The organism is Candidatus Thiodiazotropha sp. CDECU1, from assembly GCF_963455295.1.
In the GTDB taxonomy this organism is placed as follows: domain Bacteria; phylum Pseudomonadota; class Gammaproteobacteria; order Chromatiales; family Chromatiaceae; genus Thiodiazotropha.
In genome coordinates this window covers 796967-812892 of record NZ_OY734020.1, presented here as the reverse complement: position 1 = coordinate 812892, position 15926 = coordinate 796967, and the positions used below count along the sequence as shown (strand labels likewise).

Sequence of the window (15926 nt, the reverse complement as noted above, 5' to 3'; positions counted from 1 at the left end):
AGGGAATATCCCATTAAGCCATACTCTGGTAGTAGAGATTCTGCGGATGTCTGGCTTCGGTGAAGAAATGGTAACGCTCTAAAACCAACCCGGCATATTGAATACCAAAGGCGGCAATGGGTAAGCTTGATGACTCCAGCATATAGGCGAGCAGAATCAATATAATGGGCAACACGAAAACCATCAACAGAAACAGATAGCGAAGCGAGAGAAGAAAGGCATCAGATTTTCCATGAAAGAATTCTCGGGTATTGAATGAACCTCCCATGAATCCCTGGGCCTTCTGATGCAGCTGGGTATGGTGAACACCCACCGCAGACTGCAACGCCACTTTACATCTAAAGCGACTGTTCCGATACAGGGATGAGCCTCGACTCACCGCGCCCAGCAGGGTCGCCACCACCGCCCAGGTACCATAAAAGGTCACCAGTTCAGTACCTTTGTATGCCGACAGTGCAGCAGCCAGCATAAAGCCCGAGGCGATACCAAGAAAAAGAAAGTTGGCCACGGTGAGTGGTGAATGCCAGGCTTTTATAAAGCGCAGGCTGGCATAGATCATCGCCGTGCAGAGAAAGAGTACAAAGGTCGCCAGCGTACCCAGGGCACCGATGATCAGAGTGATGTCCACCGGCAGCGTATCGGAAACGACAAACAGGGGATCGGTCCAGTGCAGATAGTGGAACAGACCGTAGAGAAAGGTCAGACCCATGGCGGCGGGCAGGGCAATCACCTCCCGCGAAAGCCAGGAGGTACGCCATTGGGTGGCTGCCCGCCAGGCACGTTCGGGCCGGCCCAGGTGGAAGATCGAGGCGACCAGGCCACCGATAAGCAGCAGCAGAGCGATCAGACTGCCCATGGCATAAAAATTATCGCTTTGCGCCGGCAACAGATTGGCCAGGGAGTATAGCTGGCCGGTGTAAAGGGCCAGGAAGAGGCCCTGACCGGCACCGATCAGGGTGGTTAGAAATATTACCGAGAATGCGGGATGCATCTATTTTTTTTCTCCGAAAAAAATCATTTTGAGTTTTAGGGTTCGCTTTGCTCACGCTTGTTTTACCCCCTCTCCCTGGCCCTCTCCCGCGAGGGGAGAGGGAAAGTACTCGGCGGGCCAGGTGCCTCCTCTAAAGCCTCTCTCCCGCGAGGGGAGAGGGGATCTCCTGGAGAGCCGGGTGCCTCCGAAAGTCCCTCCTCCGCGAGGGGAGAGGGAAAGTACTCGGCGGGCTTGGTGCCTCCGAAAGCCCCTCTCCCCTCGCGGGAGAGGGGTTGGGGAGAGGGGGACCCAATCACCCCGCACAAAGCGCACTCATCAATTCAAAATTCACCATTCAAAATTCATAATTAATAAAAAATCACCAAGCCACATCGTCCAGCGTCTCGCCGCTTTCCGGTGTCGGCAAGTGCTCCTTCTTCAACGGATTGTCTGCCCGCACCAGTTCATCCTCGTGGATCTGGATGCGTGTTTTGCGCCGCGGCAGGTAGTGGTTGGCTGGTTTGGTGCCCCACTCCGGTTGCAGTTGATAACCACCCTCTTCACGGATCGCCACCGAGACCGTTGAGTTGGGATCGTGTACATCACCAAACAGGCGTGCGCTGGTGGGGCAGGCCAGCACGCAGGCGGGCTTGCGCTGGGAGTCGGGCAGGCTCATGTCGGTGATGCGGTCGATACAGAGGGTGCACTTCTTCATCACCCGCTGCTTCTCATCGATCTCCCGGGCGCCGTAGGGGCAGGCCCAGGAGCAGTATTTGCAGCCGATACACTTGTCATAGTCCACCAGCACCACACCATTGTCCTCCCGCTTGTATGAGGCCCCGGTGGGGCAGACCGGCACACAGGGAGGATCCTCGCAGTGCAGGCACGACTTGGGAAAGTGGTAGGTCTCCGTATGGGGGAAGACCCCAGCCTCGTAGGTCTGCACCCGGTTGAAGAAGGTCCCGGTTGGATCCTCGCCATAGGGCCGCAGATCGGTCATGGGTCCGGCCCAGCCGGAGGTGTTCCACTCCTTGCAGCTGGTCACGCAGGCATGGCAGCCGACGCAGACGTTCAGGTCGATTACTAGCGCTAATTGTGTCATCTATTTTGTTCCAATTTTGAATTTCTAATTGTTAATTTTGAATTGGGGTGTTCGCGTTGCTCACGGTTTTGATCTCCCCCTCTCCCTGGCCCTCTCCCGCGAGGGGAGAGGGGATCTGCCTGGAGAGGTTGGTGCCTCCGAAAACCCTTCTCCCCTCGCGGGAGAGGGACAGCACTTGGCGAGATCGGAGCCTCCGAAAGCCCTTCTCCTCCCGCGGGAGAGGGAAAGCACTTAGCGAGATCGAAGCCTCCGAAAGCCCCTCTCCCCTCGCGGGAGAGGGGTTGGGGAGAGGGGGCCAAATCACCCCGCGCAAAGCGCGCACATCAATTCAAAATTCAACATTCAAAATTCAACATTCAAAATTTACCTTAACTCTCAATTTTGCTTTTCCGCCGAAAGCTCCCGGCAAAAAACGCCTGCCACTTCCCGCGCTTCTGATCCTGCCCCGGCAGCCGCTTCATGGGCTCGAACTGGGGCGAGGTCTGCTTCGGTTCCTGCGGTCCCGCCGGATAGACACGCACCCGCACATCGAACCAGGCGGCCTGGCCGGTGACCGGATCGGAGTTGGACATATGGTCCCCCGCCTCGCAGGGAGGCAGCTCCTCGGAGATCAGGTGATTCAACAGAAAGCCCTTCTGGGACTCGTTGGCCTTGGGCGACAGTCCCCAGGCACCGGCGGCCTTGCCGATGGCGTTCCAGGTCCAGACCGTGCCCGGTTCCACCGCTTGTGAGAATCTGGCCATGCAGCGCACCTTGTTGGTGGGGGACTCGACCCAGATCCAGTCCCCGTCGCCAAAGCCGTTGGCCTCCCCCAGCTTGGGATTGACGAACAGGTAGTTGTGGGTATGGATCTGCCGCAGCCAGGCGTTCTGGGAGTCCCAGGAGTGATACATGGCCATGGGACGCTGGGTCAGGGCGTTGATCGGGTACTGGTGGGTATCGACCAGTTTGTGTTCCAGAGGCGCGGTGTAGAAGGGCAGCGGATCGAAATGCTCCGCCACCCGTTTGCGCAGACGCTGCGGCGGCTGCTTGCCTGGCAGCTTGCCCTGGGCCGCCAAGCGGAAACGCTGCAGCACCTCGGAGTAGAGATGCAGGGTGATCGGCTCCACATAGCGGGTCATGCCGTGGTAGCGGGCCCACTCCAGGTATCCCTGGTTCCAGTTACGCATGTACTGATAGGACTTGGGCAGCTCATGATGGTAGACACAGCCGTTCTCCCTGTACATCTCCCACTGGCGCGGGTTGGGCTCTCCCTTGAGAAACTTCTCGCCCCCTTTGCCGCGCCAGCCGGCGAGAAAGCCGATGCCGGAGCCCGGCGAGGTCTCGTAGTTGGTGACGAAATCGGGGTAGTTGCGGAACTTGCGGCTGCCGTCCTCCTTGACGAAGGCGGGCAGACCGAGCCGGCTGCCCATCTCGATCAACACCTCCTGGAAGGGCTTGCAGTCACCCCGGGGCTCTACCACCGGGATACGCACCGAATCGACCGGACCGTCGAACTCGGAGATCGGCCGGTCGAGCATCGACATAGCGTCGTGGCGCTCCAGGTAGGTGGTGTCGGGCAGTACCAGGTCAGCGAAGGCCACGGTCTCCGACTGGAAGGCGTCGGCGACTATGAGGAAGGGTATCTTGTACTCCCCGTTGTCGTCCTTGTCCCGCAGCATGTCGCGCACATTCTCCGTGTTCATGGAGGAGTTCCAGGCCATATTGGCCATGAACAGCAGCAGGGTGTCGATCATGTAGGGGTCACCGCGCCAGGCGTTGGTGATGGCGTTGTGCATCAGGCCGTGGACCGAGAGGGGGTACTCCCAGGAGAAGGCCTTGTCGAGGCGCACCGCCTCGCCCTCCTCGTCCACGAAGAGATCGTCCGGCTTGGCCGGCCAGCCCAGGGGCATGCCGTCCAGGGGGGTGTTGGGCTTGACCCCTTGGGGTCCTTTGGGCGGCTTGGGACAAGGCGGGATCGGACGCGGGAAAGGCGCCTTGTGGCGAAAGCCGCCGGGCCTGTCGATGGTACCCAGAATGGTCATCAGGATGCCCAGGGCACGGATCGTCTGAAAGCCGTTGGAGTGGGCCGCCAGGCCGCGCATGGCGTGGAAGGAGACCGGGTTGCCGGTGACGCTGTCGTGCTCGTTGCCCCAGCTGTCGGTCCACTGGATCGGCAGCTCGATCTTCTGGTCCCGGGCTACCACGCCCATCTCGTGGGCCAGGCGGCGGATGGTCTCGGCGGGGATGCCGGTGATGTCCTCGGCCCACTCGACGCTGTACTCCTCGACCCGCTCCTTGAGCAGTTGCATGGCGGGCTTCACCGGGGTGCCGTCCTCCAGGGTGAAGCTGCCGAGCAGGCGCGGATCGGTGCCCGGGGTGTGGGTGGAGATCTCACGGTTCAGATCCCGATCCCACCAGAGCTTGTTCTCCGGATCGAAACAGCCCTCCTCCACATGCATCTCAAAACGGCGGAAGAGGCCATGATCGTCCCGCTGCGGATCATCCACCACCAGCTCCGCGGCATTGGTGTATTTGATCAGGAACTCCCGGTCATAGAGACCGGTATGGATCAGCTCGCGGATGATGGCCAGCAGCAGGGCGCCGTCGGTACCGGGCTTGATCGGTACCCATTCGTCGGCAATCGCCGAGTAGCCGGTGCGGATCGGGTTGATCGAAATAAAACGCCCGCCCCGCCGCTTGAAGTCGGCCAGCGCGATCTTCATCGGGTTGGAGTGGTGATCCTCCGCGGTACCGATCATGATGAAGAGCTTGGAACGCTCCAGGTCTGGGCCGCCGAACTCCCAGAAGGAGCCGCCGATGGTGTAGATCAGCCCGGCCGCCATGTTGACCGAGCAGAAGCCGCCGTGGGCCGCGTAGTTCGGGGTGCCGAACTGCTTGGCGAACATGCCGGTGAGGGCCTGCATCTGGTCGCGGCCGGTGAACAGGGCGAACCGCTTCGGATCCTCGGCGCGGATGCGGCCCAGGCGCTCCTGCATGATCTCGAAGGCCTTGTCCCAGGAGATCTCCTCGAAATCGGAGGCACCCCGCTCCGCCCCCTGCTTGCGTAACAGGGGCTTGGTCAGGCGGGCCGGTGAATACTGCTTCATGATCCCTGAGGAGCCCTTGGCGCAGATCACTCCCTTGTTCAAAGGGTGGTCGGGATTGCCTTCGATATAGCGTACTTCACCGTCACGCAGGGTGACGCGTATACCACAGCGACAGGCACACATGTAGCACGTGGTCTCCTTGACCTCGACGCGCCCCATGTCGTTGTCGGAGTGTGTGGTGGGATCCTGCATTAATTAATAGCCCTGGCAAAACTGCAACTTAAATACGGATTTCACTAATCTTCTTATATTAGACTTTTCTGATTTACTCTACCAGACCTGGGCTATCATAATCCTTTGGGGGTGGACTATCTGGGCTAATGGAAATCGATGCCTTTCCTGCCGCAGAATTTCAATCTGCCAGCATTGGCAACCAGTCCGGCAACGCCTCAATCCGCTCAAGCCAACTGCATACGGCTGGATAGGGCTGCACGGAGACCTCACCCTCTGCCGCCAATGACACATAGGGATAACAGGCGATATCCGCAATGCTGACTTCAGCACCCGTCAACCAATCTCCACGCGACAGCTGCAGTTCCATCACCGACAGACCGGCGCGTCCATCCTGCTGACACATTTCCAGATCAAAAGGTCGGCCCAACACCAGTGTGGCACGGGCGCGTGCTAGACCGTAGAGCAGTTCGTTCTCCGATACCGCCAGCCATTGCATAACCTGGGCCTCTGCCGGCGGATCGGTCGGCAGCCAGCTGGAAGCAGCGTATCGCCTGGCCAGATAGATCAATATAGCCATCGAATCCCAGATGATCAGATCACCATCCATCAGTACCGGCACCTGTCCGCGGGGATTGATCTGCTTGAACTCATCAGTCAACGACTCACCCTTTATCAGATCGATATCGATGCGCTCATATTCGAGGCCAAGCATGGAGAGAAACAAGCGTACCTTGTAACAGTTACCTGATCTGGGGTAGTTGTAGAGTTTCAGAATAGCCATGGTCGAGAACCTGTTATTGATTAGCCACGAAGTTATAGTACAAACAAGAGAGAAGGATTAACGTATAAATATAGAGGTTCTCAATCGAACCACATAACCTCTAAACACCAGATCCAAGGTGCAAGGCGCAGTGCTAGCTACTTGATCAAACTCTGGCTACAACGATGAATCAACGGATCCACACCGAACATCACGAAGCCCTGGCCAAGCTGCTGTCAGCCGGGGAGAGGCGACTGATGTTGTTCGGACCACCAGGCATCGGCAAAACCACACTGGCGGCATCCCTGGCGGATCGACTGAGCAAGGTCGGCAGGGAGGTCCATTGTCTAGCAGCCGACCCGGGAATGCCGGCATTCGGCCCCCCCGGCGCTGTCAACCTTGGCGTGTGGCAGCAGGGTGAATGGAAGTTGGAGACCTATCAAGCCCTCTGCAGCCTTGATGCTGCCCGTTTCCGACTACCGCTGATTGAGGCGGTCGGCAGGTTGGCGAGGCAACCCGGTCAGAGCACCCTGCTGATTGATCCACCCGGGGTGGTACGGGGCGTTGCTGGGTCAGAGCTACTGACATCGATTGTCGCAGCAGCAGGCGTAGACCTGGTTGTGGTATTGGTTCGCGAGGGGCAGGCCCTGCCCCTCCAGCAGGAGCTGGAGGCACTGGGGGCCGATGTCGTCAGGATAGACGCCTCACCTTTGGCCAGGCGGCCGGGCAAAAACAGCCGCGACCGTGAGCGAACCCGCTTATGGGATAGCTATCTGGCCAACGCAACGGTGCGCGAGGTCGCATTGGCTCGTGTCAACAGGCTCGGCACACCACCCCGCAAGGCGCCTGAAGCCTGGACAGGAAAACAGGTCGCCTTTTTGATTGAGGGTACCAGTATCAGTATGGGCGAGATCATCGGCATGGAGGGGAATTCCCTACAGCTGCGGCTGCCAGCGGAGCAGAGGCTGTCGTCGCAGATGCTGGTACGCGATGCCGTCCGCGATGCATCCGGCCTGCTGGTAACCAGCAAACGCTTTGCCGAGAGCGTGGTGCGCTACCTGCCCCCTTCCGATCTGGTACCGGATTACCCGCAGCTACAGGAGGGTGGATTTCGTCCCATGGTACAGACCGGCAGCGCCTCTGCAGTGTTGATGAACGGTGTCTTCGGCGATCCCCAACTCCATCTCCGTCTGGCTCATCAGCGCCGCAGCCTGCTGTTCGATCTCGGCGACGGCGCACGGCTACCGGGGCGGGTGGCGCACCAGGTCAGCGACGTTTTCATCAGTCACTCCCATATGGACCACATCTGCGGCTTTCTCTGGCTGCTGCGTTCACGCATCGGAGAAAGGGAGAACTGTCGGCTCTACGGACCACCGGGGCTGGCTGAACAGATTGAACACCTTATCAACGGCATCCATTGGGACCGCATCGGGGATCGGGGACCCAGGTTCGAGGTTTCGGAACTGCATGCTAATCACCTAAGACGCTTTTTGTTACAGGCGGGTAAACCGGGCCTCAAAGCGCGTGGCATGATGCCGGTCGAGGAGGGAATTGTGCTGGATGAAGATGCGTTTCGCGTACGTGCCGTCGCCCTCGATCACGGCATCCCCGTTATCGCCTATGCCTTCGAGCCGGTGCTGCAGATCAACATTCGCAAGGAACGGCTGCATGCGCGTGGCCTGGAAGCCGGTCCCTGGCTTACCGAGTTGAAACAGCGGATTTTAACACGACAGATGGACAGCCACCTCTCCCTGCCGGACGGACAGTGTGAAACAGTTAGGCGGCTGGCCGAGGAGCTCACGCTGATCACGCCCGGCAGTAAAATCGTCTATGCAACCGACCTGGCAGACACAACCGGCAACCGCGATCGACTCGTTGCGCTTGCCAATGGCGCACATACTCTGTTCTGCGAATCGCCATTCATGCAAAAGGATGCCTCTCAGGCGCAACGCACCGGCCATCTGACTACCACTGCCTGCGCCGAAATCGCCACTCGGGCCTGTGTAAGCCACCTGATCCCTTTCCATTTCTCACGCAGATACGAGGATGCGCCATGGCAGGTGTATGACGAAATCGCGGCGGACTGTTCCCACTTGGTTATACCGAGTAGTCCGACAGGATCGAGGTAGTATCGTTAGCCGGTCAACCAGGAGTGTGCAGTATCTAGATCGGTAAATAAACGAACGTTGTAACCGGCATTTAAAAAAACAGTCTCCATGAAATCGTGAGACCTGTCACCAGGATCCGTCAATATTACCGATTTGGTATCTTTCGGGAAGCTAATATCCGCCATCTCCCGATAGGCGAATTCATAGTTGTAAATTACGGATTCGATATTCGGCGCACCCCGGAGATCGAACAAATAGTATTTAATATTGTTTCGCTCCCCCAATTTCACAGCATCTCTCCCACTCCGACACCCCAATTCATTGGTCATGGGTTTTTTAACGTCTACGATGATGTATTGACCGTTCGGTGAAACCGAAACTATGTACCCCGTTGCAGAATCTATTGAACTCGTCATACGATCTTGTTAAAAAAATTTTGGATGCGGAAAGCCCGTCCAATGATAGCTTAAATCGCTATTACATCACCACATTCCCATTAAGGTAATATTGTCGGCAATGTCAAGCTGATCCTTAGCTATCTACTCTTTGGCCTGGTTAAAATCCAGTACACGAAACTACCAGAACCAGCTTGAATGTGGGGGGTAATTACCAGTCTTTTTCACTTCTCAGCGGATTCAGGTTTAAGCATGAGTGCAAAGGGAATGGCGAAAGGCCCGAACGCCGCACCCAGAATCGCCCACAATACTGGATTGGCTCCGCGTGACTTGGCTATCTGGTGACATATGAATATGCTGGCGATGTTGAGTGCCAGCAAGAGGTAGATAATCACACTCATTCCCTGCTTTCAGCTCTAACAAAATGGTAGTAGGAAAACTGTTGTTCACTGCTGGTAGGTGTGATGTGCAACTCGTCTCTGTGTGCCACTAACTCATACCCTTCACCCAGTTCAGCCGCTATTTTCAATGCGTCATATTGCACGATATCCAAACCACTGCACTTCTCGGGACCACCGATCGCAAATGCCGCAATAATGAGATGGCCACCGGGGCGCAGCGACAGATTCAACGCCTTGATATATCTCACTCGATCCGATTTATCCGTTAAAAAATGAAAAACAGCGCGATCATGCCATAGAGAAAAAGTGTGCGGCGGAATGAATTCAGTGATATCAGCCTCATACCACTCAATACCTTCAGCCAAGCCACCCAATCTCTGTTTGGCAAAAGCAAGCGCATGCCCGGAGATATCCAACACCGCCAGATTGCTAAACCCCTCTCTGCAGAGGTAGTCCACAAGCAGAGATGCGCCACCGCCGACATCGATTAGCGCCTCTTCCCGTTCAATCCCGCTACGATGAATAAGCTGCAGTGAAAGTTTCGGCTCGGACTGATGCCAACTCACATCTGTTGGCGCTTTTTCCCGGTAGAGATTCTGCCAGTGCGCTTTTTTATCAACCACGCTAACGATACCCCCCCATGAAAGCTGTCAAGCCTGTCTTTTAACGCGAAATAGAGGATGTCACGCTGTAACTCACTGTTGCGAACAAACCCGTGACAGGAGAAACAACCCTAATGCAATATTAGGCTATTGTGTGGGATTGACCGATCCGTGCCTTGAGAACAATCAATATCGAAACGACTCCATCACTTTGTATCCCATCTCCAGCTTCCACCCCCAGGAGTAGTTTCGCAGATCATACACGGCCGCCTGCTCCGCTTCGGCGGCAGAGCGAGGACTGTAGCCGCAACCATAGCTGGTGCGGGAGCGTCCGGTGAGTGTGGTGTAGCTGGTCTTGACGATCACCATATGGGCGTGACGCATGCCACTACTCGCCTGAGCGTGTACGTCCTGGCCCTTCTTTCGGTAACCTTGTTCGAGCAGCTTCTGTTTTGCCTTGTAGATGGCGGATTCGACGCTCTCATTCGCAGAGGCCACCCATTCGATGGCGAGGGAGTCGCCGAGACGCTTGGCGATGACGCAACTGGCGCCTGCCGCGGCTTCACCACTCCATAGCAGCGTCATCACGGCAAGCAGGAGCAGCAGCCTGGCGCCCCGCTCAAACCCCGGTCTGCATCGATTCCAGTATTTCCCAACGCTCATAGGCCTGATCCAGTTCCTGTTGCACCTCGGACATCTGTAGCTGTAGTTCTCCAACCCGATCTCCCTGAGTGCGATAGAGGTCCGGGTCAGCCAACCGGGTCTGTAAATCATCCAGCTGCAGCTCAAGCGCCTCGATCCTCTGCGGCAGCGCATCCAGTTCCCGCTGGTCCTTGTAACTCAGCTTCTCACTCTTCTTTTTCGGCCTCTGGGGAGCAGACTTGACCGCCGGTTTGTCCTTCGCCCTCGACCCTGTTGATTGTCCGGCTCGGGCATAGGCCTCCCAGTCGCTGTAGCCACCGACAAATTCCGCCACCCTGCCATCACCCTCAAGCACCAGGCAACTGGTCACCGCATTGTCGAGAAATTCCCGATCGTGACTCACCAGCAGCAGGGTGCCCGGGTAGTCGGCAAGCAGCTCCTCAAGCAGCTCCAGTGTCTCCACATCAAGATCGTTGGTGGGCTCGTCGAGCACCAGGATATTGGCCGGCTTGGTGAACAGTTTTGCCAGCAACAGCCGATTGCGTTCACCACCGGAGAGCGCCTTCACCGGGCTCCTCGCTCTTTCCGGGGTGAACAGGAAGTCCTGCAGGTAGCCGATGATATGTTTGTTCTTCCCGCCCACCTCCACCTTGTCGCTGCCACCCCCCACATTGTCCTGTACCGAGCTCTCCTCATTGAGCTGACTGCGGAGCTGATCGAAATAGGCCACCTGCAGCTGGGTACCGAGCTTGACCCTGCCCGAGTCGGGTTGCAGATGCCCCAGCAGCAGATTCAACAAGGTGGTCTTGCCTGAGCCATTGGGACCAATGATGCCAACCCTGTCACCGCGTAGGATGGTGGTGGAAAAATCCTCTACTATGGATTGCCTCTCCCACGCATAGCTGATCCTCTCAACCTCCGCCACCAGCTTGCCTGAGCGCTCTCCCGCATCGAGCTGCATCGCTACTTTTCCAGTCTGATCCCTTCGCTTGCCGCGCTCTGCCCGCAACGCCTTGAGGGCACGCACCCGACCCTCATTCCGGGTCCTGCGCGCCTTGATACCCTTGCGGATCCATATCTCTTCCTCGGCAAGCTTTTTGTCAAAACGTTGATTGGCCTGTGCTTCCGCGTTGAGCATCTCCTGCTTTCGCCGCAGGTAGTTTGCATAATCACCTGGCCAGTCAGTCAACCTGCCCCGGTCCAGTTCCAGAATACGGGTCGCCACTCGCCGCAGGAATGCCCGGTCGTGGGTAACCAGGAGAATCGCACCGGGATAACCGAGCAGAAACTCCTCCATCCATTTTATGGCAGCTATATCCAGGTGATTGGTGGGTTCATCAAGCAGCAGCAACTCCGGTTCCGTCACCAGGGCCTGTGCCAGCAGGACACGACGCTTCATGCCACCCGATAGGGCGCTGAACTCCGCATCCACATCGAGACCGATCTTGGATATGATCGTTTCCACCCGCTGTTCCAGTTGCCAGCCGTCAGCGACTTCAAGCTCGTGCTGTGCCTGGGACAGTGATTGTAATAACCGCTCATCACCACTTAGCGCGAGCTGATGACTGATCTTGTGGTATGTCTTGAGCTTGTCCGACAGATGACCAACCCCATCCGCTACCACATCGAAGACACTGCCTTGGATAGCATCCGGGACCTCCTGAATCAGGTGCGCAATCCTTGTTCCATCACTCACCTGGCGCTCCCCGTCATCCGCAGCGACACTACCTAGAATCACCCTCATCAAGGTCGACTTCCCGGCCCCGTTGCGGCCGAGCAATGCAATCCTCTCCCCCTTCTCGATGTTCAGGTCGATGCCATCCAGTAACGGTAGGTCACCATAACTGAGCTGTAGCTTGCGCAGGGTTATCAATGGCATGGAAGTTGACGCTCGTCATTCATTTGAAATCACCAATCTTCTATTCTCGCGTCTCGGTTGCTATTTGATAAATCTATACAGAGGCAATTGGATTGATGTTAACAGGCCCTAGATGTTAAAACCTCTTGTTAGGGCCTGTTAACACTAATCCAACAGGCCCTAGCTGATCACCACCATGTTTTTCTATCGGAACGCTCATCGCGATCGCTAAATTGATGACAGGGTACCTAGATGAGCCATACCGATCCAGCAACAGCTGGATCATGGACCGGCGATCAAATCATTTTCACGATGCGGTCCAAGCAACGGGAGACACTGACCTATGAAGACGAAGATTCTGCTGAAAGAGGCAGATATGCCAACCCATTGGTATAACATCGTGGCCGACATGCCCAATCCACCGGCACCGATCCTTGCTCCCGATGGCTCCCCTGTGACTCCCGATGCCCTCAGCACTATTTTTCCAGATGCCATTATCGAGCAGGAGGTGAGTGCAGAACGCTGGATCCCGATACCGGAAGAGGTACGCGAGGTACTTCGTCTGTGGCGGCCATCACCCCTGTATCGCGCGGAACGCCTGGAGATGGCGCTCAAGACCCCTGCCAAGATCTATTTCAAGAATGAAGCGGTGAGCCCGGCGGGTTCACACAAGCCGAATACCGCGGTTGCCCAGGCCTATTACAACAAGCTACAGGGGATCAAACGACTCGCCACCGAAACAGGGGCGGGACAATGGGGTTGCTCCCTGGCCCTCGCCGGACAGCTCTTCGACCTGGAAGTACGGGTCTATATGGTGAATGTCAGTTATCAGCAGAAGCCCTATCGCCGCTCAATGATGCAAACATGGGGCGCGGAGGTCTTCCCAAGCCCCACCGACATGACCCAGTCGGGACGCCATATCCTGGAACAGGACCCCGACTCACCCGGTTCCCTGGGTATCGCCATCTCCGAAGCGGTAGAAGAAGCTGCCGGCAGACCGGACACCAACTATGCCCTGGGTTCGGTACTCAATCATGTACTGCTGCACCAGACCATTATCGGTGAGGAAGCGAAAAAACAGCTCGAGCTGGTGGGGGATTATCCCGATGCAATCTACGCCCCCTGCGGCGGCGGATCCAACTTCGGCGGCATCGCCTTCCCGTTCTTTGCCGACAAGGCTGCAGGCAAGGAGATCGATCTGGTTGCGGTGGAACCCACCTCCTGTCCGACCCTGACCAAAGGTATTTACGCCTATGATTTCGGTGATACGGAGGGCCTCACGCCACTGACCAAGATGTACACCCTTGGCCACGACTTCATGCCCCCGGGCATACATGCCGGCGGGCTGCGTTATCACGGCGATTCGGCACTCGTCAGTCAACTCTACTCTGAGGGTCTTTTAAGCGCCCTGGCCATACCCCAGCTGGAGACCTTTCAAGCCGGTGAACTGTTCGCAAAAACCCAAGGCATCATACCCGCACCCGAGTCTTGCCATGCGATTGCCGCAGTGGTCCGGGAGGCAAGACGTTGCACGGAATCAGGTGAAGCGAAAACCCTGCTCTTCAACCTGTCAGGGCATGGACATTTTGATATGAGTTCGTATGACCGCTACTTCAAAGGGGAATTGGAAGACTACGACTACCCGGATGAGGCGATTCAGGAATCACTCAAGCATCTACCGCAAGTGGGGTAAGCCGACTCTCTCTGGGCCGTCATACCTGTTGTGATTCCCAGGCCATACGCAATCGATTCAGATCGTGGCATGCCTGATCCCAGTTCAGGTCATCTCCGGAATGCTGCAGCTTCTCTATCAACTGATGAATACCGGTAATCAGGGGCTGCAGGCTTTCCCGTTCCAACTGCTTGTTGCTCTTTCGCTGTACATTCTCGATACGACTGTTGACAACCTCCACCAGCAGTTTGAGATTGTCCCGCCAACGCTGGTAGCGAGTATCGTCATGCACAGGCATATTGCGCACCAACACGGAGATGGCCTTGGCATTGAATAGGGTACGGTGGCCAAAATCGACAATTTTGTCGTTTTCGTAGAGGCTCTCCATCATCTCCTGGTCCAGCACGCCAACCTCACCCGCATGAGAAAAGTAGTGCCCACTCTCAACCAGCCTTACAATCACCCTTAATCCGAAGCGATCAAATGCATCCAGCAAACGCTCGCCCAGGGTGCGCAAATCATCGCAATCGAGGCTGTTATCAATAAACTCGGCAAGCAGATTCAGCTCGGTACAGGCTGCCAGGGAGACTTCCATCTCTTCCTGGGCCAATATGGCCCGCTCCCGAGCGGATTCAAGATCGTGACGGTTATTCAGGGCAATACGAATCTTTGCCAGCAGCTCATCCACATTATAGGGTTTGGCGACATAATCATCAGCGCCGGCACGATATCCGGCGAGGCGTTCGCTGAGACGGGACAGGGCAGAGACAAAGATAATAGGGATCATGGATGTGGCAGGATCAGCCTTCACCTTGCGACATACAGTGAGTCCATCCATCAATGGCATATCCACATCCAGCAGAATAAGATCCGGTGGATGCTGTGCTATCCGCTCAAGACAGGTCTGGCCGTCGGCCGCCAATGAGACCTGATAGTCATAACGCAGTATCTGTTCAAGACTTGTCAGGTTTTCCGGTTGGTCGTCGACCACCAGAATATGCTGTGCTGAAGCCATTTCCTGTTCGTCTGTCATCGCCCTCCTCCATGTACAAACTCCCGTTTTTATTGCAAGAATTTCAAGTTCAAACTGTATTGGTCACAAGTGTAATGAGAAACAGCGTGGCTGGAATCCATATCTTGTCATAAATGCACGCACAACCCCAGCACTATAGGAATCCTGGAGTACGCCCGGACCAGATAAACAGCGATAGATTACCGGGTATAATCAATACCCTGGATTTACTGTTTGGCTGGCAAACAGCCACCTGCCGTGAACAGCTATCCTCACCCCACCCGATCTGGTATTGTTGACTGAACTACCCTGTTAATCAACGATTGGATGGGGGATAATGGTTCATCCGGATTGGACACACACTGCAATGGTAAAAAATGTCTCTTTCAAGGAAGCCAGGGATGGTGTGGCTGACTGTTTGAAGTGCTCCCTGCGTGAGTCTGTCCTGTTTGCCAATCTAGAAGAGAAGGATTTTGAGAAGCTACACGATCCTATCGATCAGTACACGCTCCCGGTAGGCTCAACCCTCTACCACACAGGCGACAGGGGCGAGCGTATGTATACGGTACGTTCAGGCATCCTGAAGCTTGTCCAGTACCTGCCGGATGGCAGCCAGCGCATCGTCCGCCTGATCCGTTCCACCGACATTACCGGCCTGGAGTGTATCGTCGGTGAAACTTATCAGCATGACGCGGTTGTGCTTCAGGAAACAGAGGTCTGCGCCCTACCGGTTCGGGTGGTGGAAAGCCTCAGCAAGGAAAATCCAGCCCTGCATAAGGAGCTGCTCAATCGCTGGCAGCGCGCCCTGAAGGAGGCCGACGCCTGGTTGACCGAACTCTCCACAGGTTCCGCCAAACAGCGCGTGGCCCGTCTGCTGTTACGCCTGGTAAAGGATACTCAGATGAGTGAATGCAGCCTGTTTGCCCGGGAGGACATGGGTGCCATGCTGGGTATCACCACCGAGACCGCAAGCCGCACAATCGCCGAATTCAAACGCCAGAGCCTGCTGATCGAAACTAGCGTCAATCAATTTCTCCTGGATATCCCGAATCTGCAGCGAATCGCCGAAGATTGACCATTTTCAATGCCAACCGCCCGGCACTCGCCTATCCTCCTTCCTGATTTAGACGGCAACCTAATT

The 15926-nt window shown here is 56.4% G+C and carries 13 protein-coding genes; 3 read left to right on the top strand and 10 right to left on the bottom strand.

The window, feature by feature from the left end; all coding sequences use genetic code 11:
• Positions 1–13: 13 nt before the first annotated feature.
• From soeC to R2K28_RS03705, 4 genes are all read right to left on the bottom strand, one after another.
• A complete protein-coding gene (soeC, locus tag R2K28_RS03720; RefSeq protein ID WP_316368057.1) occupies positions 14–991 on the bottom strand; it encodes a sulfite dehydrogenase subunit SoeC in 978 nt (325 codons plus the stop codon).
• Between the two features lie 358 nt (positions 992–1349).
• Positions 1350–2072: a sulfite dehydrogenase subunit SoeB gene (soeB, locus tag R2K28_RS03715; RefSeq protein WP_116446742.1), complete on the bottom strand. Its 723-nt coding sequence runs from the start codon at positions 2070–2072 to the stop codon at positions 1350–1352.
• A gap of 368 nt (positions 2073–2440) precedes the next feature.
• Positions 2441–5353, bottom strand: a complete 2913-nt coding sequence (soeA, locus tag R2K28_RS03710) for a sulfite dehydrogenase subunit SoeA (RefSeq protein WP_316368056.1) — start codon at positions 5351–5353, stop codon at positions 2441–2443.
• Positions 5354–5513: 160 nt separating this feature from the next.
• Entirely contained in the window at positions 5514–6116 is a 603-nt protein-coding gene (locus R2K28_RS03705; RefSeq protein WP_316368055.1) for a glutathione S-transferase family protein, read from the bottom strand.
• A 164-nt stretch (positions 6117–6280) separates the two neighbouring features.
• On the opposite strand from R2K28_RS03705, the gene R2K28_RS03700 reads away from it, so the two are divergent.
• Complete coding sequence (locus R2K28_RS03700; RefSeq protein ID WP_316368054.1) at positions 6281–8224, top strand: Clp1/GlmU family protein; 1944 nt, start codon at positions 6281–6283, stop codon at positions 8222–8224.
• 5 nt (positions 8225–8229) lie between these two features.
• Here R2K28_RS03700 and R2K28_RS03695 read toward each other — a convergent pair whose 3' ends face one another.
• The 5 genes from R2K28_RS03695 to R2K28_RS03675 form a co-directional block, all read right to left on the bottom strand.
• A complete protein-coding gene (locus R2K28_RS03695; RefSeq protein WP_316368053.1) occupies positions 8230–8493 on the bottom strand; it encodes a hypothetical protein in 264 nt (87 codons plus the stop codon).
• 329 nt (positions 8494–8822) lie between these two features.
• Positions 8823–8993, bottom strand: a complete 171-nt coding sequence (locus tag R2K28_RS03690) for a hypothetical protein (protein ID WP_316368052.1) — start codon at positions 8991–8993, stop codon at positions 8823–8825.
• Positions 8994–8995: 2 nt separating this feature from the next.
• Positions 8996–9622, bottom strand: coding sequence for a class I SAM-dependent methyltransferase (locus R2K28_RS03685; protein ID WP_316368050.1), 627 nt, complete (start codon positions 9620–9622; stop codon positions 8996–8998).
• A 165-nt stretch (positions 9623–9787) separates the two neighbouring features.
• Positions 9788–10264: a hypothetical protein gene (locus R2K28_RS03680; RefSeq protein ID WP_316368049.1), complete on the bottom strand. Its 477-nt coding sequence runs from the start codon at positions 10262–10264 to the stop codon at positions 9788–9790.
• Positions 10221–12122, bottom strand: coding sequence for an ATP-binding cassette domain-containing protein (locus R2K28_RS03675; RefSeq protein WP_316368048.1), 1902 nt, complete (start codon positions 12120–12122; stop codon positions 10221–10223). Before R2K28_RS03675 ends, R2K28_RS03680 begins: the two co-directional genes overlap by 44 nt.
• A 322-nt stretch (positions 12123–12444) precedes the next feature.
• Between R2K28_RS03675 and R2K28_RS03670 the strand changes: the two genes are divergently transcribed.
• On the top strand, positions 12445–13794 hold the full coding sequence (locus tag R2K28_RS03670) for a TrpB-like pyridoxal phosphate-dependent enzyme (protein WP_316368047.1): 1350 nt from the start codon (positions 12445–12447) through the stop codon (positions 13792–13794).
• Between the two features lie 19 nt (positions 13795–13813).
• Here R2K28_RS03670 and R2K28_RS03665 read toward each other — a convergent pair whose 3' ends face one another.
• Positions 13814–14806 carry a response regulator gene (locus R2K28_RS03665; RefSeq protein ID WP_316368046.1) on the bottom strand — a complete coding sequence of 331 codons (993 nt, stop codon included), beginning with the start codon at positions 14804–14806 and terminating at the stop codon, positions 13814–13816.
• Positions 14807–15152: 346 nt separating this feature from the next.
• On the opposite strand from R2K28_RS03665, the gene R2K28_RS03660 reads away from it, so the two are divergent.
• Positions 15153–15860, top strand: coding sequence for a Crp/Fnr family transcriptional regulator (locus tag R2K28_RS03660; RefSeq protein ID WP_316368044.1), 708 nt, complete (start codon positions 15153–15155; stop codon positions 15858–15860).
• The last annotated feature ends 66 nt before the right edge of the window (positions 15861–15926 follow it).